The sequence below is a fragment of the Leucobacter sp. 7(1) genome (genome assembly GCF_900163635.1).
Classification (GTDB): domain Bacteria; phylum Actinomycetota; class Actinomycetes; order Actinomycetales; family Microbacteriaceae; genus Leucobacter.
On record NZ_FUID01000021.1, the window covers coordinates 41,837 to 63,434 of the forward strand.

Consider the following 21,598-nt stretch of genomic DNA (forward strand, 5'->3'; position numbering starts at 1 on the left):
GTCAGAACCCCCAACCCAGCACGCCCGAGGGAAGAGACATCCCGAGCACGATATCGAATGCGATGTAGATGACGGAGCTCATGGTGAGGCCCACCACGAGGCTCATCAGGGGTTTGCGCAAACCAAAAGCGCGCGCCACGCTCGCGAACAGGAGCGCTGCGGCGATAATCCACCCGAGCACCGGCAGGAGGAACGCGAACGCGAGAAACGGCAGCACGACCCAGGCGAGCGAACGCCAGTCAACGCCGACCGCTTTTCCGGGAACGGGGGTGCCATCGGCTGCGGGATCGACCGCGGCGTGCGCTGCCTCGTGCTCGGCGGCCAGCAGCTCGAACGCGTCATCCCCCGTCCCGACCGTGCGGGTGCTGCTGCGGTCCGAGCGGAGCGCGGCACGCACCGCTGCGATCCCGAGCAGCATCGCGAAGATCAGGAGGCCTGCAGCGATCAGTCCGGGAAAGAACCGGGGACCGGGGAACGCCGTGCCCTCGGGCACGCGCATCGTGACCATGCCCACCACCAGGTAGGCGGCGAAGGCCGCAAGGAGCACCGGCATGATGAGGTCCTTGAGGAGCTCCGCGGTGCGGCCCCGGCCGGACTCGAGCAGGATCTCTTCTCCAACGACCGCGGACATCGCGGTGGGGTTGTTCGACGGCGTCATTGGCCCATCTCCTCGTACAGTCGGGTGATCCGCGCGTGCTCGTCATCGAGGAACGGGGCGAGCTCGGGGCCCGTGATCACCTGTTCGGTCCAGTGGTAGCGGTCAACGGCGGCGGACCATTCTGGGGTCGCGAGCGTGTCTCCAACAAGCTCAGTCAGCTCGTCCACCTCGTTGTCACTGATTCCAGCGGGGGCCGCAAGCATGCGCCAGTTCGCGAGCGTAATGTCATATCCCTGTTCGCGAGCTGTCGGAATGTCGATGCCGGGCACGGGTTCCTCGGCGACGAGCGCGAGGGCGCGCAGTCGCCCGGACTCAATCTGGTCGATGTTGTCCGGGTAGCCGCCCGCAGCGGCCTGCGCGGTGCCGTTGAGGAGCGCGGCAACGGCTTCGCCTCCGCCGTCGGAGGAAATGTAGTTAGTCTGCACAGGATCGAGCCCGGCGGCGAGCGCCAGATCGGTCACAACGAGCTGATCGAACGATCCGCCGCCGGTCCACGGGACCGCCCCCGGGTCCTGCCGCCACGCGGAGACAAGTTCCTCGAGCGTCGCGTAGGGCGAGTCGGCTGGGACGACGATCACGTCGTACTCCTCGAACAACACAGCGAGCGGCGTGACGTCGTCGAGCGTCGCGGCCGAGTCGTACTGGATCGTCGCCGCGAGCAGCCCCGTTCCGCCGACGAGCAGCGTGTTTGCGCGCCCCTCAAGACGGGTCATGTTCCCGAGCGCGATCGTGCCTCCGGCACCGGGCATGTTGACAACCTGCACGTTGGCGGCGAGGCCGTTGGCGCGCTGTGTCTGCTGCATTTCACGGGCCACGGTGTCCCATCCGCCGCCCGCTGCCGCGGGGGCGACGATCGTGAGGGACGAGTGGATATCTTGGCCCGCATTGGCCGAGCTGATCGATCCAAACGATGCGACGCCGATCAGTGTGGCGGCGATGACGCCACCGACGAGACGCCCGGCGACGCGCCCCGGCGGACGCCCCGGCGGGGACTGGGCTTCCGTGGCCGAACCGGCCTCGTGTGGGACCGGAGACAGGGGTGTCCCCGTGTGCGGTGCGTTCACTGCATCACTCCTTTGTGAGGGCGCGTGGGCGCCGAGGTGAGGGCACCACCCTGACAGGCCGCCGTCCCGGGCGCGGCCCCGTCGCGGCTTTTCCGTCTTTGATGCTCACAACACCGCGGCCTGCGCGCCTCCCCGACGCTTAGACTGTGACGGCAATGAGGAGGCTCCACGAATGACAAGGGTGTCGACACCGCGCGGTGTCCGGCTCGCGCTGCTGTTTCTCCCCACGGTGATCGTCTGCACGGCGGTCGTGGTGACCGCGAGCATCGCGTTTGCCGTGCAGGAGCGCAGCATCCGCTCGGTCACGGCAGATCGGGTCTCCGACGTCGCTTCAAGTCTGGCCGAGCTCGCGCAGGTCCGAGACGCCCTGGGGCGCGCCCACGAGGATCGAAACGTGGCAACCCGTGATTTACAGCCGCTCGCTACGGTCGTTGAGCGCGCAGCCGGGGTGGACTACGTCGTGATCTCTGACGAGGAGCAGATCCGGATCACCCACCCCACCCCCAGCGAACGGGGCGAGCGGCTCTCGACCGACAACGCTGCTGTGCTCGCCGGGGAGCCGTTCCTGGGAACCGAGACTGGCACGATCGGCACAACTCTCCGGGCGAAAGTCCCGGTTCGTGACGACACCGGAGAGGTGATTGGTTCGCTCTCGGTGGGGATCTTAGAGAGCCGGATCGACGAGGACTACGCGCAGGCACTGAACGAGCTGTTGCCCTGGGTGATCGGCGCGCTCCTCGCCGGCACCCTGGCGAGCTCGGGGATCGCGGCACTCTGGGAACGACGGTTCCGCAGGCTCGATGAGGCCGCGCGCGAGTCCGCCGAACTGCGACGCACCGCGGCAGCGCTGCGGGAGCAGTCACACGAGTTCCACACGCGACTCCACGTGATCCACGGGCTTGTTTCTCACGGGGACACGAGCACCGCGCTCTCCTATATCGGCGGGATCGCTCCCGTGGTCACCGGTCAGGAGGAAGAGTCATTGCCGGATCAGCCGCTGCTCCGCGCCACGGTGGATGTCCTCCGCGCTGAGCTGGGCGCGCACGGCGCGCGGCTTGAAACAGAGCTGCGTGTTGTCTCAGTGGTGGACGAGGAGGTCACCCTGGTGCTGGCGAATCTGTGCCGCAACGCGGGTGAGGCCGGGGCGTCCGTGGTGCGTTGCGTGCTCACGGAACACGACGGGCGGTTTTTCGGGGAAGTTTCGGACAACGGCACGGGCGTGGCCGAAGGGGAGGCCGAGCGGGTATTCACACGCGGGGTCTCGTCAAAGCGGGATGCGTCGGGCTTCGGGCGCGGGATCGGGCTTGAACTTGTGCGTCGCACCGTTGCGGACCGCGGGGGCGCCGTCGAGTTGGGCAAGGCGAAACTCGGCGGCGCTCGTTTCCGCTTCGAGATGCGGGTGCTCCGGTGACCGCGGGGACTGGAATCCGCGTCCTCGTGGTGGATGACGATGCGGGCGCTCGCGTGCTGCACAGCCGCTTCGTTGACGGCGCGCCTGGCTTCACGCTCGTCTCGGCTGTTGGAACCGGGCGGTCGGCTGTGGAGTACGGTCTCAGCGGGGGGATCGATCTCATCCTGCTCGACATGCGGTTGCCGGACATCAGTGGGGTCGAGGTGCTGCATCGGCTGCGCGCATCCGCAGCGCACTCCCCGGACGTGCTGGTGATCAGTTCTTCGCAGGATCGCGTCACGGTGCGACAGGCGCTCGCGGGCCATGTGATCGGGTATCTCGTGAAGCCGTTTACCGCCGAAGCCGTGCACGCACGACTAGCCACCTACCGAGCAGAGCATGAGCGGCGCGCGGCCGCTGCGACGTGTACTGCACCAGGCGCTGGACGCACCGAAATCCGCGAGGTGCCGCTGGGGCAGGGCGAGATCGACCGCCTCCTCGCCACTGGGAGGATCGCCACAGGGCCGGCGGGCAGGGCCCGGCCTGGCCCGCTACCGAAGGGGATCTCCGCGGTGACCCTCGAACGTGTGCTGGCCGCGCTCGATCCAGTAGCCCCGCTGACCGTTGCAGGCCTTGCCGCGGCGAGCCAGATCTCCGTCCCGACCGCACGCCGGTATCTGGACCACCTGATCAGCCGTGGTGCGATCGATATCGCCCACCGCTACGGCAAGCGCGGCCGCCCCGAGGTCCTGTACCGGCTGGTCCCTGCGCCCGAGGAGTAGCGCGCACGCACGCCGTCCACCCTGCGCTCCCGTGCGCGCTGTGCCACCCGTGCGAGCTGTGTCACCCGTGCGCGCTGTGTGAGCTGTGTGAGCTGTGTGAGCTGTGTGACCGAATCGACGGAGATTCACGAAGATCACGGAGACTTTGTGCCGGATCCGGCACCTGTAGTGTGAATCTCCTGCGCGTGCAGCGGCAGGATTCAGCGGCAGCAGGCAGCGGGCGGCAGGCGGCAGCAGGCAGCAGGCAGCAGCCGACGAGGGGCGGCACCGCTCACACTCCGCCGAAGGCAAGCCGGCCCGCGATGACGAGCATCACGACCGCGACCACGCCGTCGAGGATCTGCCACGAGCGCGGCGTCGCGAAGAACCGGGTCAGCGCCCGCGCCCCATACCCGATCAGGAAAAACCAGACGAGACTCGCGAGCGCCCCGCCGGCAGCGAACCACCACTTGCCCGGATCCCCCTGCGCATTGCCGATGGACCCCATGAGGACGACGGTGTCGAGGTACACGTGCGGGTTCAAGAACGTGATCGCGAGACAGGCGAGCACCGTGCGCTTCAGCGATCCGGCCTCGCCCTCAGCGGCAACGAGCACCTCCGGCTTCATGGCCCGCCGCGCCGCAGACCACGCGTACCAGAGCAGGAACGCGACCCCGCCCCAGCGCACGATCTCGAGCACGATCGGGGCCCGTTCCACAACGAACCCGATCCCCGCAACCCCCAACGTCTCGAGCACGGCGTCCGTGAGCCCACAGATGAGCACCACGGGCAGCACGTGCTCGCGCCGGATCCCCTGGCGCAGCACAAACGCGTTCTGCGCGCCGATCGCCATGATGAGCGAGAGGCCGCTGCCGATACCGACGAGGAAGGGAAGGAACATGCTCTCGACGCTAGGGGCGGCAGACCGCCCACTCCAACTTCAGCGTGCCTGTATATTCTCAAGCATCATTAGTAGTGCTTCATCTAGCAGGGAGACTCTCGTGGACTTGCCCGTCGAGCACCTCGCCACGTTTACCGCCGTCATTGACGAGGGCAGTTTCGAGGGGGCCGCCCGCCGCCTCCACATCACCCCGTCCGCCGTGAGCCAGCGCGTGCGTGCGATGGAGGAACGCGTGGGATCGGTCCTCGTGCAGCGCACGCGTCCGGTCGCGGTCACGGAGGCGGGTGCCGCCGTGCTGCGCGCCGCCCGGCAAATCGCCCGGATCGGCGACGACCTGGGTGCCGAGCTCGGGCACGGCCCCGCTGGCGGCACGCTGATCCCGATCGTCGTCAACGCGGACTCGCTTGCGACCTGGTTCGTCCCCGCACTCGCGGAGGCCGCCCGCGAGACCGGCGTGTACTTCGAGGTGATCCGGGCAGACGAGACAGTCTCGACCGAGAGCCTGCGCAACGGCTCGGTGATGGCCGCGCTCACTGCAACGCGGGAGCCCGTACCCGGCTGCACCTCGTCACGCCTGGGCGGAGACCACTACCGCGCGGTCGCGAGCCCCGAGTTCGTTGCCAGGTGCTTCCCCGACGGCCTCACCGTCGAGGCCCTCCGCCGCGCCCCCACCGTCGAATTCGACAGGCACGACGCGTTCCAGCAGCGCTTCCTCCACCGGGTCACCCGGGCTCGGGTCGAACCACCCCGCCACTTCATCCCGTCCTCCGCCGAGTTCGCGCACGCCATCGAGCTCGGCATGGGCTGGGGCATGCTGCCCGCGCTCCAGTGCATCGAGCCGCTCGCGGCCGGGCGCATCGTGGAGCTTGATCCGGGCACCACGGTCGAGCTGCCGCTGTACTGGCAACGCTGGAATCTGCGCTCCCCCGTACTCGATACCCTCTCCGAGGTGGTGGCCCGACACGCGACCGCGGCGCTGGCCTGAGCGCCGCAGCTACCCCCCGAAGGAAACGAACCCGGCGATCAGGTAGGCGATGAACGAGAGCACGGCAGCGGCACCCGCGTAGGGCAGGATCGACAGCATCAGGTTCAGCGGCTTGACGCCCACTGACTTTGCGGCGAGCACCATCCCGTCACCGTAGAGGCAGGTTGTGGACCCGAGCGCGGCGCCCGAGAACACTGCCGTGCCGGCAAGCACGGGGTCGACGCCCATCCCGATGGCGAGGGGCAGCACGACGGGCGTGATGACCACGGCGAGATCCCAGAACGCACCCGTGGCGTAGGCGTAGATACCGCAGATCAGGAACACAACGGCGGGGAGCAGCGCGCCGTACATCACGGGTTCTGCGGCACCGATGACCCATTCAGCGAGCTGTAGATCCGTGTTGATCTGCTGCATCATGAAGGCGAGCACGAACAGCACCATGACATAGCCCATGCTCGTGATGCCCTCGAACGCCTGCTCAAAGACGGCTTTGAAGGTGAGGCGGCGCTGCGCGAGGTAGAGCACCAGGGCGACGACCACGGCGGCCGCGGCGCCCTTGATGATGTCCACCTCGGTGAAGATCGTGACGAGCACGAGGGTGACGACCGGAATCAGGAAGTTGAAGGGCAGCGGGCGGGCGCTCTCGGCACCGTCCGTCGCGAGCTCGAAGGCCCGCTCCTCGGGTGTGAGGCCCTCCGGCAGAGTGTCGCCGGTGCGGTCCACCCGCGCCTGCTCCCGCTTCAGGGGGCCAACGAGCGGCAGCACGCCCGCGGCGAGCAGCAGTCCGATCGCGAGGGCGAACCAGCCGAAGAAGATGAAGGGCAAACCGGAGAGGTAGGCACCGAAGCCGGACCCGCCGACAGTGACGCCGTCCTGTTCGAGCAGCGCCGCGAAGAACACCGCCCAGGTCGAGAACGGGATGATCACCGCGATGGGTGCCGAGGTGAGCTTCACGATCGAGCCGACCATTGTGCGGGGCACACCGTAACGGTCGGTCACGCGTTTCATCGACGTGCCGACGGTGAGCGCGTTGAGGTAGTCATCAATGAACAGCGCGATTGTCAGCAGCCAGGTGAGCAGCAGCGACTTGCGGCGCGAGTTCACAAACCGCTCCGTCCACCGCGCAAAGTCGTTCACCGCACCGGAGGCGTTGAAGTAGGCGATCAGGATCCCGAAGAGCACCACCACGAGGGCGAGCCAATGCACGGTCTCGTTGGAGAGCGAGGCGCCGAAGGCCCCCACAAATGTGTCAAAGAAACCCCACCCGCCCAGCATGACCGCGCCGACGAGCACACCTGAGAGGAGCCCAAACAGGGCGCGCTTGGTGAGCACCGAGACGATGAGGACGGTGAGGACTGGCAGGAGCGCCAGGGCTGTGTTCTGGACCACGGTGGCCTTTCAGGCGGCGGCTGTGCCGCGCGGATCGTGTCGGGGGTCGGTGAGGCGGAGCGCCATCGGGAGCAGCGGGCAGTTAGCCCTCGTGGGAGGTGTGCAGGCCGTCGAGATAGGTCGCCAGCACGGGGAGCTCGACGAGATCGTCGCCGGACACTTCGAGCGGATCCTCGGCCCACACGGCCAGGTCGGCGCGCGCACCGGCGCGGATCACGCCAAGGTCATCGTCCCCCTGGGCCAGGGCGGCGCCCCGGGTGTAGCCGTGCAGTGCCTGCGCGGCGGTCAGACGCTCCTCGGGTTCGTAGACGAAGGCATCGCGATCGCCGGGGGCGCGGCGCAGCATGGCCCAGGCGAGTCCAACGCGGGCATCGAGATCCGCGATCGGCCAGTCCGATCCGAGGGCGAGCGGTGCTCCCGCCCGGAGCACCGATCCTGCGTTCCACGCGCGCGCGGCTCGCTCCGAGCCCAGGCGCCTAGCCCACTCGTCGCTGCCGTCCGCAATCCGCCACTGCAGGTGCGGCAACTGCATCGATGCGGTGATGCCCGTTGCCGCCAAACGCGCCAGGTCGCGCGGGTCGAGCGTTTCGAGGTGCTCGATCCGGTGCGGGATCCCTGCGCGGGATCGGCTCCCCACGGCCTCGTACGCGGTAATAGTTTCCCCCACCGCGCGGTCCCCGATCGCGTGAGTGGCAATCTGAAACCCAGCCTCGGTGAACTCGCGGACCGCAGCGGCGAAATCCGCCTGCTCAGGCCAGAACCCGGAGAGCCCTTCGCCATCGGCGTCCGCCTCGTAGAGCCACCCGGCCCCGGTATCGATCACGCCGTCGGCGTAGAGCTTGATCACGCCGCCGCGCCAGCGCTTGCCAGCTCGATCGCGCTGCGCAGCGATGGCGGCGCGCTGCTCCGCCGTGTAGCTGGGCTTCACGTCCATTGCGCTCACGATGCGGACGGGGAGTCCAAGACCGGTCGAGTCGAGCGCCTCGAGGAGGTCAAGGGTCTCGGGGTTGCCGTCCATGATCGCGCCGCCGGTCAGGCCGGACCGCCGCATCTTCGCGAAGGTGGCGCGAGCAGCCTCGAGGGTCTCGTCGCGGCTGGGCTTCGGCGCGACCTCGAGGAGCGGCTGGTAGGCGCTGTCCTCGCGCAGCTCTCCCGTGGGAGTGCCGTGTGCGTCCACCACGATCTCTGAGCTGTCAGCGAAGGATCGCGCGCCCGTGATGCCGGCTCGGGTGAGCGCCGCAGTGCTGGCGAGCGCCGTGTGGAAGTCGAAGAAAAAGAGCATCGCGGGCACATCGCCCACGGCACCGTCGATGAGGGCTGAAGTGAGCCGAGTCCCCTCGAAGACCGCGTAATCCAGGTTCCAGGCCCGTACCCAGCCATCACTTGTGTCACGCCGCACGCGCTCAGCCTCGGCACCGAGTGCGTCGCGAAGTTCACGGACCGTGCGGACGCGTCCGAGGTCTAGCCCCTGGCACAGTTCTACACCCTGAATCGGGTGTAGGTGCGCGTCAATCAACCCGGGAGTCACCGTGGCGCCCCGCACATCGTCCACACGGGTCGACGGACCGCGGAATGCAGTCGCGATCTCATCGTCCGTGCCGAGCGCGAGGATCCGACCATCGGCGATGGCGATCGAGCGTGGCGCGTTGACGGCGCTGTCCTCGTGCATCGTGTGCACGCGCGCGTTCGCGACGATCAGCTCGGCGTTGGTCTCCGCCACGGTGTACTCCCCCGGTTGTTGACACCCCGTATCCTCGAAGATGAGGCGGAGCACCCTTAATTTACGTAGATTCAATTAACTCCGCAACCTCTGCCCACAAAAGGAGGGCCCTATGACGGTGCCAGAACCGCACCGGCCCGCTGGCAGGCCCCGCACCGCGGTGCTCTCGCGCGAGCGCATTCTCGCCGCCGCTTTCGCGCTCGCAGACGTCCGTGGCGGCGATTTCACCCTCGCCGCGCTCGCGCGCAGCCTGGATGTGCGGCCCTCCGCGCTGCATCACTATTTCGCGGGCAAAGATGAACTCATCGCGGGGATGCGCGGCCAGCTCACCGCGCGCGTCGGCGACACCGGATTCGCCACGCTGCCCTGGCACGAGGCCATCGTGCCGTGGGCGCGCGTCTACCGCACGACATTTGGTGCGCACCCTGGAATCATTGCGGCACTTGCCACGCTGCCCGTCGCGGACGAGCCCGAGTCAATGGTCGACTATGAACGCATCGCGGCGGCGATGCGTCGCGATGGCTATCCGGAGCATCGGATCGTTCCTGCCCTGGTCGCCATCGAGTGTTTTGTGATCGGTTCAGCGCTCGACTCGCTCGCTCCGGAAGACAACCTCCGCCCCCTGAGCAACACCACACTGGTGCCTGTGCTCACCGCTGCTGAGCAGTCCGCACGCGCGCACGCGGGTGCCCAGCGGCTCGGGGTAGCCGAGGCCACATTTGAGTTTGGACTCGCCGCGCTCATCGCAGGGCTGCGGGCCGCTGGCGAAGCCGAAGCCGAAGCCGAAGCCGGCTGATGTTCGGGGTACTTCAGGGTTTTGCCCTCATCCTCGGCATCATCGGCGCAGGCTACCTCGCAGCCCGCTTCGGGGTCGTTGAGGGCGAGCAGCGGCGAGTGCTGAACAACGTCGCCTTCTATGTCGCGACCCCGGCGCTCCTCTTTTCCGTTCTCAGCCGCAGCGACCCCAGCGTCATCCTGTCACCGGTGATCCTCATCACCAGCGCGGCGGCGCTCATCGTGGCGGCAGGCTTTGTCGTGGCATCGCGGCTCTGGTTTCGGCGGGATCTCGCCGGTACCACGCTCGGGGCCACGTGCGCCGGGTACGTCAACTCCAATAATCTCGGGCTGCCCGTCGCGCTCTACATCCTCGGCGATGCCGCGTACGTCGCGCCGCTGTTACTTGTGCAACTGGTGATCTTCGCGCCAGCGATCCTCGCGATCCTCGAAACGACCCGGGGAAACCAGCGTGGCGCGATGGTGGCCCTGGGCCGGGCCGCCGCCAACCCGGTGATCATCGGTTCCGTGGCTGGCCTGGTGGTCGCGCTCCTCGCGTTTCCCGTGCCGGAGATCGTGCTCGGCCCCATTGACATGCTCGGCGGTGCCGCGATCCCGATGGTGCTCCTCAGCTTTGGGATGTCGCTCCGGGGCCAGCGGGCACTGCAGCGCGGCACCGGGCGGGCCGCAGTGTTCGTCGCGTCAGGCCTCAAAGTCATTGTGATGCCGCTCGTGGCCTGGGTTCTGGCGATCGCGTTCCGCCTCCCCCCACACGAGGTGTTCGTGGCCACCACAATCGCTGCCCTGCCCACGGCGCAGAACGTGTACAACTACGCGGCAACATACCGCCGCGCCGAGACAATGGTCCGGGACACAGTGTTCCTCACGACCTTCGCGTCGCTCCCCGTCATCGCCCTCATTTCACTATTGCTGAGGAATGCCTAGCCGCGGGAATAGTGACCCCATCAGCGGCGTTGCACTCCGACGGGCGCTCGGGAGATCCGGCCCCGACCGTCGACGTATGAACCCTAGGAGACCACACACCGTGAGCCCGCGCACCGCACAGACCAGCGCCCCCGTCCTCGACACCCTCGCAGAGCGGTGGAGCCCCCGCGCATTCGACGCAAGCCACGCGTTCGACGAGGGTGCCCTCCGCGGCGTCTTCGAGGCAGCCCGCTGGGCACCGAGCGCCAACAACTCGCAGCCCTGGCGTTTCATTCTGGCCCGGCGCGGTAGCGAGAGCTTCGCGAAAATTGAGGACACGCTCGCGGGCTTCAATAAGATGTGGGCTGGCAGCGCAGCAGCACTTGTCGTGAACATCGCCGAGGTTGCCGATGCTGACGGGAACGCGCAGCCGTGGGCGGAGTACGACCTGGGCCAGGCCGTAGCTCACCTCAGCGTCCAGGCGCACGCCGAGGGTCTCTACGTCCACCAGATGGGCGGCTTCGACCGCGAGGCTATCAGCGCGGCATTCGGCCTGGAAGCGCGCTTTGTGCCCGTCTCCGTGATGGTCATCGGCGCGATCGGCACCGTCGAGCAGCTGCCCGAGCCGCTCCGTGAGCGCGAGGTCGCGCCGCGCACCCGCATCGAACTCGACGAGCTGTTCGTCGCGCGCGACTAAGCACCACCGCATGACTGAGGGGCCCGCGGCACTGCCGCGGGCCCCTCAGTCATGCATACTGCCGATCGGAGCTACTCCGTGTCGAGGGTGATCTCGGTGGCTTCGTCAGCGAGCCGCAGGGCACGCACAAGATCGGCGGCGTGCGTGGTCGAAAGAATCACGCGAGAGAACCCGTCGTACTCGCCCACCCAGCCGCGGTCCTCCGCCGAAGCGGCATGGCTCTCCAAGTCAATGACGATCGCGTCGCGGCCCTTTTTCACCAGCACGAAGTCATCGCCCGCAAAACTCCGCCACGTGCCTGCGGCCAGAGTCCCCGGGACATGCGTCCCCGGGGAGCGGATCCCGCGGAGCCAAATCCACGGGTCTTCGGTAATGACAGCCGAAGTGATTGCAGAGCGATCCAGTGTGATGTCACGGCGGCGCATCGCGGTGATCTTCTCCGCGCGCGTGAGGCGGATCACAACGCGATCCGGGTGAACTTCAACGCGTGCCATGGCTAGTCCAGCATGTCGCTCTGGTCGATGACGGACTCGACCGTCTCAATCAGTGCGTGTTTCAGTCGGTAATCGGGATGTGTCGGATCGTTGGCGTCCGCGGGGAGCCCAAGCGCTTCCGCGGCCTCCAGCGTGTTCACGCCCACGCAGGCAACGATCGTGTCGGTGGGAAGCTCAGGGAACTGAGCCGCAACCTCCTCCGCGATCTTTGCTGAGGCAACGAGCAGCGCGTTGATTCGGCCTGACTCGATGTCCTCACGGATGTGCACCGATGCGGGAACGCCGACTGTCCGAAACGCCAAGACCTGCGTGACGTCATGCCCGCGATCGATCAGGCCCTCAGTCAACACGGGGATCGCCACGTCAGAGCGCAACGTCAAGACGCGCAGCACCGCGCCTGTATCGATCTCCGGCCACTCCTCGAGAAGCGCATGCGTGCTGTTCTCCGCTTCCGGAGTCCGCGACACGTGATATCCCGCGTCACGAAAAGCCACTGCCGTGGCTTCGCCGACGATCGCCACATTGGTCTCGGGCGGGATCACAGCGTTGTGATGCGCAAGAACATCAGCGACGGTAGAGCTCGTCGCCGTCATCCAGTCGAACTCACCGGATTCCAGGCGTTTCAGCGCATTGACAAGCTGGTCTTCATCGCTTGTGTGCGCGAAGTCGACCAGCGGCGCGGTGACCGTGTGGGCACCCTGCTCGCGCAGTGCCTTCGAAACTAAATCACCCCACGTGCCGCCGCGAGGAATGAGAACTCGCAGGCCACTGAGCGGTTTCGCCTCAGACGACATAAACCCCACTCACTCGACACCAATAAGAAAAGACCAACTCATTTCAGTCATGTTGAGGACCCAGAGTTGGTCACTGCGGAAAACCGTTGACCCTATTCTTACCCTGAGACCTCAAGGAAGCAAAACGAGCGCCCTTGGGTTACAGAACGCAACCGAACTGTAACCTCCCCAAGAGGTCACTGTACCGGGTCAGCGGAGCCGATTGCCCACCGATCGCGCAATTCCCCACACAACAAGCCCGGCAACGACCGCAACGCCCGCGACTCCGGCGACAAACGCGAGCGGATTGCGCTCCTTCTCGGCCACTATTCGGCGCTTCGCGTGCGCGACGGAATCATCGATCCGCTGCGCGTAGTTGAGGCGCCCCTGGAGCTGGGTGAGCGTGTCGTACAACTCGGCCCGGGCGACCTGTGCCTCCGCGACGCCCTGCTCACGGTCCCATCCGCTCATCGCCAGTTTCCTTCCTCGCCGACACGCGGCATTCGGTGCTGCGGCACTCCGCCCGACCCGGGCGGAGTTGCCCCGGGGGCCGGTGCCGCAGGACCGGCATTGAACTTGACGTCGCTCATCGCGGCGACATCATTGCCGACGCGGTCCAGAGTGTCCTCGGGAACCGGATTTCCTCGCTTGATCAGCGCCACGCCGGCAAGCACCGCCGCGGCCGCGAGCAGCAGCATTGCCGCAGCGACAACGAGTGCCGCGAGCCACCAGGGCCACACGAGAGCGAGCGCCGCGATTGCGGCGATCATCAGACCCTGCAGCATGAAAAACACAAAGAACAGGGCGACGATAAGCGCCCCGGCACCGATCCCCGCCTTCTTCGCTTTCGAGGCGACCTCGTGCTTCGCGTTCTCATACTCGATTTTGGCGAGGGACACGACCTGCTGCGGGAGGCGAGAGAGGAGCTCGAAGGTACCCGCCTGGTCCTTCTTCCGGCTCACGCCGCACCACCTGACGTCGGGGTCTCATCCCCGTGCTCCGCCGCGGCAGCTGGCGAAGCTTCCGAGGTGTCGGTGGCCTCGGGCCAATTCTGTCCCGCGGTCGACGGCTGGCTGCGGGCCGGGGTCTTCGCGTCATCGCGGACAAGTGCGGCGACGGCGCCCTTTCCCACGCGGACGGCTGCGGCCTTGAACTCGTCGACGCGCCCCTGAGCGGCCGTCCGGACCACGCCCACCCCGCGCTGCACGGGTTCCGTGTTCCACACGGACTGTGCACCACGCTTGATCTGCTCGTACCGTTCCCGGCCCGCGCGTGATCCCAAGACGTAGCCCACGGCCGCGCCCAGAACGAATGCGATCTTGCCCTTCATGCTGCCTCCAGCCGATAGCGTGCGGTGTTCTTGCACTACCCTACTCCGCGAATCCGGGCATCTGCATACCCAAACTGCCATATACCCCCGGCTTCTTTCAGTCGGCGATCCCTGCTAGGCGCCTGCGGAGCATGATTGCCCGTGATCGGGCATCCTCGACGGCGCGCGCCAGACTCCCCCCGTGGATCGCGACGCCCGCAGGCAGTTCCTCAGGCTGGGACCCACACCACTGTTCCAGCTGCTGCTCGGCGTGTTCTCTCGCCGCGACCGTGGCATATGGCGCAAACGGCATGGGCAGAAGCTTCACCGGCCCCGTAGGGGTCGCGTTCGCCGCCTCAAGCGCCTCGCGAATGTACTCGTGGTGCTGCTGCGCAGTCGTTTCACCCTGCCAGATGCGCGAATCTCGCACGGGACCGAGCACCGCCGCCTCCCACGCAGTTGAATCGGGTGCCGCCGCACGCCGCAGTCGAACAGACCATGTCTCACCGTTTGTCAGCCGCACCGCGCACACGGCGGGGCCTTCGGGCTGAGCCTCCGGGAATTCGGGTGCCGCAATTGCCACAACCCCGGCGGTACGCCGTGCGCCCACAAGCAGCTCGCCCAACGCAAGCTCACCGGCATCAACCGATTCGGCATCACCCGATTCGGCGATGTCACTGCCCGTTTTCGACACCCCGCGCACCAGCGCTCGGGCCGAAACCTGAGAGTCACCCGCGCCAGAGACAAGCCAACCGGTCTCTGCCGCCGCGACACGGCTCGCGGGGGACGTCGAGAACTCGACGTCATACAGCCGCAAGCGAGCGCGAAGGGCGGTCCGCAGTGCGTCCCATCCGCCGTCTGGAACGACCCCCGTTTCACGTGCAACGGTCCGCTCAGCGATGTCCTGGGCAGCGCCACTCAGGGTACCCATTCGGGTCATCGCCTCGTTCAAGCCCGGCGTAAGCATCGCCACGTCGATCTCGTCAGCGGCCACACCCATTGTTTCTCGGCTCAGCGGATCAACGAGCCGAGACAGCACCGCCGCGCCCATGCGGCGCCGCACGAGGGGCCCGAAACGGTGCGTCTTGCCGATTGTTAACACAGGAGTCACCCGGTCAAGTGCCGCGCGGAGCGCCGCGCCCCCACCCAGAAGGGCAATCGCGGCGGCGGAGAGGGGGACCGCCGGGATGCCCCAGACCGCGGGCTCGGGCTGCGCGAACCACGCACCCCCCGGTCCGCGGAGCAGTGGCGCGACGGGAGGCACCGTGCGCAGATGCAGTGCGTGTCCGGGCACCGCCACCTCTTTCGCTCCCGCGTCCGCAGACGGGGAAATCGGCGACGCAACATGTGCCACGAGGTCCCGGAGAGCGCCAGTCGGATCCGGCACCGCGTCGAAATTCTCCGGGCCTTCCGCAACACCCGCGCCCAGCTCCGCTGCTTCGTTGCTGGGGTACACCCGCACCCGCAAGCCGACTTCGGCAAGTTCGAGGGCTGCCGCGAGTTCCGGGATCTGGTCGCCGAGGACCGCGACGTCAGCCACGAGCCACGTCCTGCGACACGGGAACCGTCACCTGCACCAGGTCGATGCGCGTCCGGCCGTGTCCCCCACGCCGGACGATGCGAAGCGTCAGCCAAATAAAGACGGCCAGGCCCGCGATCTCTCCGATCACGCCGCCAGGACCGCCGGCCTCCGAGGTTTGCGCGGTCTCCCCGCCGAACCCGGCGGTCATGAAGCCGAACGCGACAAGGTTATTGATGACGTGGATCGCGATCGCGGCCTCCAGGCCGCCCGTGCGCCAGGTCAGCCAGGCGGCCACAACACCCATCAGGCCTACGGCCAGCAAGCCCCAAATGTCATAGATGTGGCCGAGCGCAAACAGCACGGAGGGGATCAAAATCGCAAACCAGGGATTCTTCAGCCACGAGCCCAGCACCTGCATGAACAGACCCCGGAATACGACCTCCTCGGCCGTTGCCTGGAACGGCACCAGGATCAGGATGAACAGCGCTGACAACAGTGCGGCGTTGACATCGAAATCAGCGCCCTGTTCCACAATCGGCTCTGAGACCAGGGTCGGATTCATCGCAAACTCCGACAAAATCCCGACGAGGTTCATCACCACAACAGCGATCACTGCGGCAACGGTGAGGCGCCCCAGCAGGCCCCACCGAATACGCGTCGCGACCGACCACACGCGGCCCATAGGGCGCATGCCGAGGGTCAGCATCGCGAGCAGCACGGCCGGGATCATAATGATGATCGAGAGCATGCTGATCAGGATCGAGACGGGACGTTGCGTGTCCAGCATCTCCGCGTGGCCCGTGGTGACGTCCATCGCCCAGCCCGGATCGACAAGCATCATGATCGGCATCAGAAGCAGCGTGACAACGACTGTGAGAATGCCAAAGTACACGCCCGCGAGCAGGAGCAGCAGCAGCGGCTTCCACCAGCGGTAGTTCTGGACCCCGCGCAGGAGGCGGTGATATTCGAGCGGTTCGGTCTCGACGGTCTGCACAAGCTGTGGCTGCTGCTGCGCCCACGCCCACTGCGCCGGGGCTCCCGGATGGCCCGGCGCAGTGGGCTGCGTCCCACCGAGGGCGTCGGTGCCGCGTGGCGTCGGGTCGGGCTGGGCGGGCGGTTGCGGGCCGATGCTCGTCATGGTGTCTATTCTCTCACCCCCGCGCTGAGGGCCGGCGGGGCACCCCGAACGCACGAGTGCCCCCGAATCTGAGATCCGGGGGCACTCGTGCGGGGAGTTACGCTCCGCGCAAGCGCGATGCGAGGTACGCGTACAGTTCGGCGCGGGGCACGCGCTCCTGCTGCATCGTGTCGCGCTCGCGCACAGTCACTGCCTGGTCATCGAGCGAGTCGAAATCGACAGTGACGCAGAACGGCGTACCGATCTCGTCCTGGCGGCGGTAGCGGCGACCGATCGCGCCCGAATCGTCGAAGTCGACGTTCCAGTCCTCGCGCAGATCCTGCGCGATCTCGCGAGCGATGGGCGAGAGCGCCTCGTTCCGGCTCAGCGGCAGCACGGCGACCTTCACCGGCGCGAGCCGCGGATCCAGCGCAAGCAGGGTGCGCTTGTCGGTGCCGCCCTTTGCGTTCGGCACTTCTTCCTCGCGGTAGGCGTCGACGAGGAACGCCATCACGGAGCGCGTCAGGCCGGCGGCCGGCTCGATCACGTACGGCGTGTAGCGCTCGTCCTTCGTCTGGTCGAAGAAGCTGAGGTCCTTGCCGGAGTGCTTCGAGTGCGTGCTCAGATCGAAGTCGGTGCGGTTCGCGATGCCCTCGAGCTCGCCCCATTCGCTGCCGGTAAAGCCGAAGCGGTACTCGATGTCCGCGGTGCGCTTCGAGTAGTGGGAGAGCTTTTCCTTCGGGTGATCGTAGAAGCGGAGGTTCTCGGGGGTGATGCCAAGATCCGTGTACCAGCTCATCCGCTCGTTCATCCAGTATTCCTGCCACTGCTCGTCAGTGCCGGGCTCGACGAAGAATTCCATCTCCATCTGCTCGAACTCGCGGGTGCGGAAAATGAAGTTGCCCGGCGTGATCTCGTTGCGGAAGCTCTTACCGATCTGGCCGATGCCGAACGGCGGCTTCATGCGCGCGGCCTGCAGCACGTTTGCAAAGTTCACAAAGATGCCCTGGGCGGTCTCGGGGCGCAGGTAGTGCATGCCAGCCTCGTCGTCGACCGGGCCGAGGTAGGTCTTCAGCAGGCCGGAGAACGCACGCGGTTCGGTCCACTGGCCACGGGTGCCACAGTTGGTGCAGACGATCTCAGCGAGACCGTCCTTGGGCTCGCGACCCTTCTTCTCCTCGAACTCCTCGAGCAGGTGGTCCTCGCGGTAGCGCTTGTGGCACTGGAGGCACTCCACGAGCGGGTCGCTGAAGACCTCGACGTGTCCGGACGCCTCCCAGACCTGCTTGGGCAGGATAACGCTGGAGTCGATACCCACGACGTCGTCGCGCTTCTGCACCATCGTCTTCCACCACTGGCGCTTGATGTTCTCCTTCAGCGCCGTACCGAGGGGGCCGTAGTCCCATGCGGAGCGGGATCCGCCGTAGATTTCACCCGCCTGGAACACAAAGCCGCGGTGGCGGGCGAGGGCGATGACCTTATCAAGGCGGGACTGTTCAGCCATTTTCGTAAATCACTCCAAGGTGCAAGCGGGGATCTTGGGAACCGGCAGCTGCCGGCATCCGTTCAGTCTACTCGCGATCCAGAACGAGGCCAGAAACGGCCGTGGGGCCCGCTCGAAACTGAGCGGGCCCCACGGCGTAACGCCGGATCCGGTTACTTCGCGGTGAAGAACAGGCGCTTGTTCGCGAACTCGCCAATGCCGAGCGGGCCCATCTCGCGGCCGAAACCAGAGCGCTTCACGCCACCGAAGGGAAGTTCCGCGGCCTCTGCAGCGATGATGTTGACATGCGCCATGCCCACTTCGAGCTTCGCGGCAACACGCGTGGCACGCGCCTCATCGGTCGAGAACACGGATCCACCGAGGCCGAGGGCGCAGTCGTTCGCAAGTTCGAGCGCTTCCTCGTCGCTGTGCACCTTGTACACGGTTGCGACGGGCCCAAAGATCTCCTCGCCGTACGATTCGGAATCGCGCGGGACGCCGGTCAACACGGCGGGCGAGTAGTACGCCGCCGGGCCGTCAGAGAGCACGCCGCCAGCTTCAAGGGTCGCCCCCTCGGAGATCGCCTTCTGGACCTGCGCGTGCACAGTCTCCGCGGCCGCGCGGGAGGACATTGGTACGAACTCCCCCTCTCCCAGTGCAAGCTGGTCACCGGGAACGAGGCCGGTTGCGAGCTTCTTCAGCTCGGCAACGAACTCGTCGTAGATGTCTGCCATCACGATGAGGCGCTTGTTGGAGTTACACACCTGGCCGACGTTGTAGGTGCGGAAGTTCCAGGCGTCGGCAGCCACTGCGGCCACGTCGTCGGAATCGAGCACGACCATCGGGTCGATCCCGCCCAGCTCGAGCACGGCCTTCTTGAGGTGCGACCCGGCCTGCGCACCGATGATGGCGCCGGCGCGCTCGGAGCCCGTGAGCGAGACGCCCTGTACCCGAGGATCCGCGATCATCGTCGCGATCTGGTCATGCGAGGCAAACACGTTCTGGTACCCGCCGACCGGGACACCGGCCTCCTCCATGATCTCCTGGATCGTCAGGGCGGAGCGGGCGCAAATGTCAGCGTGCTTGAGGATAATCGTGTTGCCCAACAGCAGGTTCGGGGCCGCGAAGCGCGCCACCTGGTAGTAAGGGAAGTTCCACGGCATGACACCCAGGAGCGCACCGGTCGAGCGGTACTCGATCATCGCCTTGCCCGGGATTGTGCTGGGGATCTCAACATCCGTAATGAGTCCCGGGCCGTACACCGCGTAGTAGTCGATGATCGAGGTCGCGAACTCGACCTCATCAATCGACTCTGCGAGCGACTTCCCCATCTCGAGTGCAATGATGCGCGCAAGCTCGTCCTTGCGCTCCTCGAACAATTCGGCAACGCGCTTCACCACGCCAGCGCGCTCTTGCACGCTGCGCTCGCGCCACTCGCGGTATGCGGAGTCCGCTGCCGCGAGCTGCTGCTCGATCTGTCCGTCGGTTGCGGATTCGAAGGTCTCGACAATCTCGCCCGTCGCTGGGTTCTGAACTCGATACTTCGCCATTGTTATCGTTTCCTGTCTAGTGTCCAGTGCGCATGGCCTGCGCCTGCATGCACTATCGTCGCACCCCGCGGCCTGGGAGCGCGAGCTGTTCGAGGAAATCGCGGGACGTGAGTGTGTGCTCGGGCGCTAGGGAGCGGGCCGCAGGAGCCCCAGCGCCGCGGACTCAGCGAGACTTCGGATCCGGTCGCGGGTGTATCCGGGTGCCCCGACGGCCAGCTGAATAGACAGGCCATCGAGCATTGCCGCGATCACCGCGGTTGCGCCGTCGACGTCGGGGACGCGGAAGACTCCCGCCGCCACCCCGTCCGCGATCACCTGTCGGAGCAACTCGCGCCAGGACGCATCGAGCTCGTGGTGCGCTTCAGCGAGTTCAGGGTGCAGCGCGGATTCCGCCCACACCTGGAACCACAACAGCCAGCCGGGATCCCCGACTGCGTCGGCGAGCGAGACGTCACACAGCGCACGCAAGCGGGCGAGCGGATCGGCCAGGGCGGACAGAGACTCCCGCGCATCGCGCACGAGCTCGCCCTCACTCATCTCGATGGCACGTTGCAGCAGCACCGATTTCGAGGGGAAGTAGTAGTTGAGGTGCCCCGCGGTCATCCCAGCACGCTCAGCAATATCGGAGATCCGGACCCCCGACAGTCCGAGTTCAGCGATCGCGGCGACGGCGGCCTCCAGCAGCGCCCGCTCGCGCCGCTCTCGGTTCTCTCGGCGCGCGTTCACACGTCAAGAATAGCCGGGCTCCGAGCTACTCGACCCAGTCGCCGATCACGATGTTCTCGGGTCGTTCGCCAGCCTGCAGGTGCGCGATCTGGCGGCGGATCAGCGCCACCATGCGTGGCAGCATCGCCGTCGAGTCGCCGCCCACATGCGGGGTGATGAGGGTACCCGGGGCGGTCCACAGCGGGTGGTCCGCGGGCAACGGCTCAGGGTCTGTCACGTCGAGTGCCGCGCGGAGCCTGCCGGCCTGCAGCTCCGCGACAAGCGCGTCGGTGTCGATCACCGGGCCGCGCGCCACGTTCACGAGGAGCGCCCCATCGGGCAGCGCAGCGAGTTCCGCCGCACCAAACATGCCCGTCGTCTCCTGCGTGAGCGGCACCGCGATGATCACGATCTCCGCGTCCGCGAGCGCCTCGTGCAGCTCCGCAAAGCCGCGCACGGCCACGGTCTCCCCCGCGAGGTTCGGCTCCTCGCGGGCGGTGCGCGCCAGCCGGGTGATCTGCGTCTCGAAGCCCGCGAGCCGCGCCTCCACCGCTTTCGAGACTCCGCCATAGCCCACGATCAGGACCCGCCGATCCGCCAGACTCGCGAACATGCGCTGATCCCAACGCTGCGTCTCGCCGTCACGCACGAAGTCCGGGATCCCGCGCTGCGCCGCGAGGGCGAGCCCAACCGCAAGCTCGGCGGTCGAGGCCTCGTGCACCGTCGAAGCGTTCGCGAGCGGCAGGCCTTCTGGCAGGTACTTTGCGGCCCCGTTGAAACCGATCGACTGCCACTGCACAAGTCGCGCCTCGACGTCGTGCAGGCGAGCCAGGGGCCTATTGCCGTCCCAGTACGGCGGCACGACGATGTCGAAACTGTCGCGCGGAGCGGGTCCATCGAGGTTCCAGTCGACGAACTCGACGCCGGGCACCTCCCCCAACGCTTCACGCAGGCCTTCGGTTGGCAGAGAGACGACCAAGTCACGCATGCCCCGAGTGTAGCGGGCGGCGATGTGGGGGGGGGGCTGCTGCCCGCTGCCTGCTGCCTGCTGCCTGCTGCCTGCTGCCTGCTGCCTGCTGCCTGCTGCCCGCACCCTCGCCGAAACCGACGCGATTTATCCATACTGACCCGGCGGTCTCAGGTGGTGAGTGCAACACCCCTGAGGTACTCGTCTAGTGTCTCAGCCGGCGTATTAAACCCCAACGTCTTCCGCGGGCGAGCATTCAGCAAGTCCTGCATCTGCTGGAGCTCGTCCTCGGACACGTTATTGAAGTTCGTGCCCTTGGGATAGAAATCACGGATGAGTCCGTTGAGGTTCTCGTTCGATCCCCGCTGCCACGGCGAGTGGGGATCACAAATAAACACCGGGATCCCCGAATCGA

At 66.8% G+C, this 21,598-nt stretch carries 23 protein-coding genes; 6 read left to right on the plus strand and 17 right to left on the minus strand.

Annotation, left to right across the window (positions count from 1 at the left end; all coding sequences use genetic code 11):
* Position 1: 1 nt before the first annotated feature.
* Together FM113_RS04505 and FM113_RS04510 are read right to left on the minus strand one after the other, a co-directional pair.
* Positions 2 to 658, minus strand: a complete 657-nt coding sequence (locus FM113_RS04505) for a tripartite tricarboxylate transporter TctB family protein (RefSeq protein WP_087011924.1) — start codon at positions 656 to 658, stop codon at positions 2 to 4.
* On the minus strand, positions 655 to 1,596 hold the full coding sequence (locus FM113_RS04510) for a tripartite tricarboxylate transporter substrate binding protein (protein WP_254908869.1): 942 nt from the start codon (positions 1,594 to 1,596) through the stop codon (positions 655 to 657). The genes FM113_RS04505 and FM113_RS04510 overlap by 4 nt, the downstream gene beginning before the upstream one ends.
* 298 nt (positions 1,597 to 1,894) lie before the next feature.
* Between FM113_RS04510 and FM113_RS04515 the strand changes: the two genes are divergently transcribed.
* The gene (locus tag FM113_RS04515) at positions 1,895 to 3,133 is read left to right on the plus strand and encodes an ATP-binding protein (protein ID WP_087011928.1); all 1,239 of its coding nucleotides are present in this window, start codon (positions 1,895 to 1,897) and stop codon (positions 3,131 to 3,133) included.
* Positions 3,130 to 3,894 carry a response regulator gene (locus FM113_RS04520; RefSeq protein ID WP_087011930.1) on the plus strand — a complete coding sequence of 255 codons (765 nt, stop codon included), beginning with the start codon at positions 3,130 to 3,132 and terminating at the stop codon, positions 3,892 to 3,894. Before FM113_RS04515 ends, FM113_RS04520 begins: the two co-directional genes overlap by 4 nt.
* 271 nt (positions 3,895 to 4,165) lie before the next feature.
* On the opposite strand, the gene lysE is transcribed toward FM113_RS04520, so the two are convergent.
* On the minus strand, positions 4,166 to 4,774 hold the full coding sequence (gene lysE, locus FM113_RS04525; RefSeq protein WP_087011932.1) for an L-lysine exporter: 609 nt from the start codon (positions 4,772 to 4,774) through the stop codon (positions 4,166 to 4,168).
* A gap of 100 nt (positions 4,775 to 4,874) precedes the next feature.
* Between lysE and FM113_RS04530 the strand changes: the two genes are divergently transcribed.
* Positions 4,875 to 5,759: a LysR family transcriptional regulator ArgP gene (locus FM113_RS04530; RefSeq protein WP_254908865.1), complete on the plus strand. Its 885-nt coding sequence runs from the start codon at positions 4,875 to 4,877 to the stop codon at positions 5,757 to 5,759.
* Between the two features lie 9 nt (positions 5,760 to 5,768).
* On the opposite strand, the gene FM113_RS04535 is transcribed toward FM113_RS04530, so the two are convergent.
* Entirely contained in the window at positions 5,769 to 7,148 is a 1,380-nt protein-coding gene (locus FM113_RS04535) for a TRAP transporter large permease subunit (RefSeq protein ID WP_087011936.1), read from the minus strand.
* Positions 7,149 to 7,230: 82 nt separating this feature from the next.
* Positions 7,231 to 8,868, minus strand: a complete 1,638-nt coding sequence (locus FM113_RS04540) for an amidohydrolase (RefSeq protein WP_254908866.1) — start codon at positions 8,866 to 8,868, stop codon at positions 7,231 to 7,233.
* A gap of 112 nt (positions 8,869 to 8,980) precedes the next feature.
* On the opposite strand from FM113_RS04540, the gene FM113_RS04545 reads away from it, so the two are divergent.
* The 3 genes from FM113_RS04545 to FM113_RS04555 all read left to right on the plus strand — a co-directional run bounded on the left by FM113_RS04545 (position 8,981) and on the right by FM113_RS04555 (position 11,263).
* Complete coding sequence (locus FM113_RS04545; protein WP_087011938.1) at positions 8,981 to 9,664, plus strand: TetR/AcrR family transcriptional regulator; 684 nt, start codon at positions 8,981 to 8,983, stop codon at positions 9,662 to 9,664.
* On the plus strand, positions 9,664 to 10,587 hold the full coding sequence (locus FM113_RS04550) for an AEC family transporter (protein ID WP_087011940.1): 924 nt from the start codon (positions 9,664 to 9,666) through the stop codon (positions 10,585 to 10,587). Before FM113_RS04545 ends, FM113_RS04550 begins: the two co-directional genes overlap by 1 nt.
* A 100-nt stretch (positions 10,588 to 10,687) precedes the next feature.
* Positions 10,688 to 11,263, plus strand: coding sequence for a nitroreductase family protein (locus tag FM113_RS04555; protein WP_254908867.1), 576 nt, complete (start codon positions 10,688 to 10,690; stop codon positions 11,261 to 11,263).
* Positions 11,264 to 11,334: 71 nt separating this feature from the next.
* On the opposite strand, the gene FM113_RS04560 is transcribed toward FM113_RS04555, so the two are convergent.
* The 12 genes from FM113_RS04560 to FM113_RS04615 all read right to left on the minus strand — a co-directional run.
* Positions 11,335 to 11,757, minus strand: coding sequence for a hypothetical protein (locus tag FM113_RS04560; protein ID WP_087011944.1), 423 nt, complete (start codon positions 11,755 to 11,757; stop codon positions 11,335 to 11,337).
* Between the two features lie 2 nt (positions 11,758 to 11,759).
* A complete protein-coding gene (locus FM113_RS04565) occupies positions 11,760 to 12,551 on the minus strand; it encodes a uroporphyrinogen-III synthase (RefSeq protein WP_087011946.1) in 792 nt (263 codons plus the stop codon).
* 189 nt (positions 12,552 to 12,740) lie between these two features.
* On the minus strand, positions 12,741 to 13,001 hold the full coding sequence (locus FM113_RS04570) for a hypothetical protein (protein WP_087011948.1): 261 nt from the start codon (positions 12,999 to 13,001) through the stop codon (positions 12,741 to 12,743).
* The gene (locus tag FM113_RS04575) at positions 12,998 to 13,492 is read right to left on the minus strand and encodes a phage holin family protein (protein WP_087011950.1); all 495 of its coding nucleotides are present in this window, start codon (positions 13,490 to 13,492) and stop codon (positions 12,998 to 13,000) included. The genes FM113_RS04570 and FM113_RS04575 overlap by 4 nt, the downstream gene beginning before the upstream one ends.
* Positions 13,489 to 13,860: a hypothetical protein gene (locus FM113_RS18390; RefSeq protein ID WP_087011952.1), complete on the minus strand. Its 372-nt coding sequence runs from the start codon at positions 13,858 to 13,860 to the stop codon at positions 13,489 to 13,491. The genes FM113_RS04575 and FM113_RS18390 overlap by 4 nt, the downstream gene beginning before the upstream one ends.
* 97 nt (positions 13,861 to 13,957) lie before the next feature.
* A complete protein-coding gene (locus FM113_RS04585; RefSeq protein ID WP_087011954.1) occupies positions 13,958 to 15,379 on the minus strand; it encodes a hypothetical protein in 1,422 nt (473 codons plus the stop codon).
* The gene (locus tag FM113_RS04590) at positions 15,372 to 16,499 is read right to left on the minus strand and encodes a CPBP family intramembrane glutamic endopeptidase (protein ID WP_087011956.1); all 1,128 of its coding nucleotides are present in this window, start codon (positions 16,497 to 16,499) and stop codon (positions 15,372 to 15,374) included. Before FM113_RS04590 ends, FM113_RS04585 begins: the two co-directional genes overlap by 8 nt.
* Positions 16,500 to 16,596: 97 nt before the next feature.
* The gene (locus tag FM113_RS04595) at positions 16,597 to 17,982 is read right to left on the minus strand and encodes a glycine--tRNA ligase (protein WP_087011958.1); all 1,386 of its coding nucleotides are present in this window, start codon (positions 17,980 to 17,982) and stop codon (positions 16,597 to 16,599) included.
* A 152-nt stretch (positions 17,983 to 18,134) separates the two neighbouring features.
* A complete protein-coding gene (locus tag FM113_RS04600) occupies positions 18,135 to 19,511 on the minus strand; it encodes an NAD-dependent succinate-semialdehyde dehydrogenase (protein WP_087011960.1) in 1,377 nt (458 codons plus the stop codon).
* A 126-nt stretch (positions 19,512 to 19,637) separates the two neighbouring features.
* Positions 19,638 to 20,237: a TetR/AcrR family transcriptional regulator gene (locus FM113_RS04605; protein WP_087011962.1), complete on the minus strand. Its 600-nt coding sequence runs from the start codon at positions 20,235 to 20,237 to the stop codon at positions 19,638 to 19,640.
* Positions 20,238 to 20,262: 25 nt separating this feature from the next.
* Entirely contained in the window at positions 20,263 to 21,204 is a 942-nt protein-coding gene (locus FM113_RS04610) for a 2-hydroxyacid dehydrogenase (protein WP_087011964.1), read from the minus strand.
* A 149-nt stretch (positions 21,205 to 21,353) separates the two neighbouring features.
* Positions 21,354 to 21,598 (minus strand): IS30 family transposase (locus tag FM113_RS04615; RefSeq protein ID WP_254908868.1); only part of this gene is annotated, 245 nt, incomplete at its 5' end.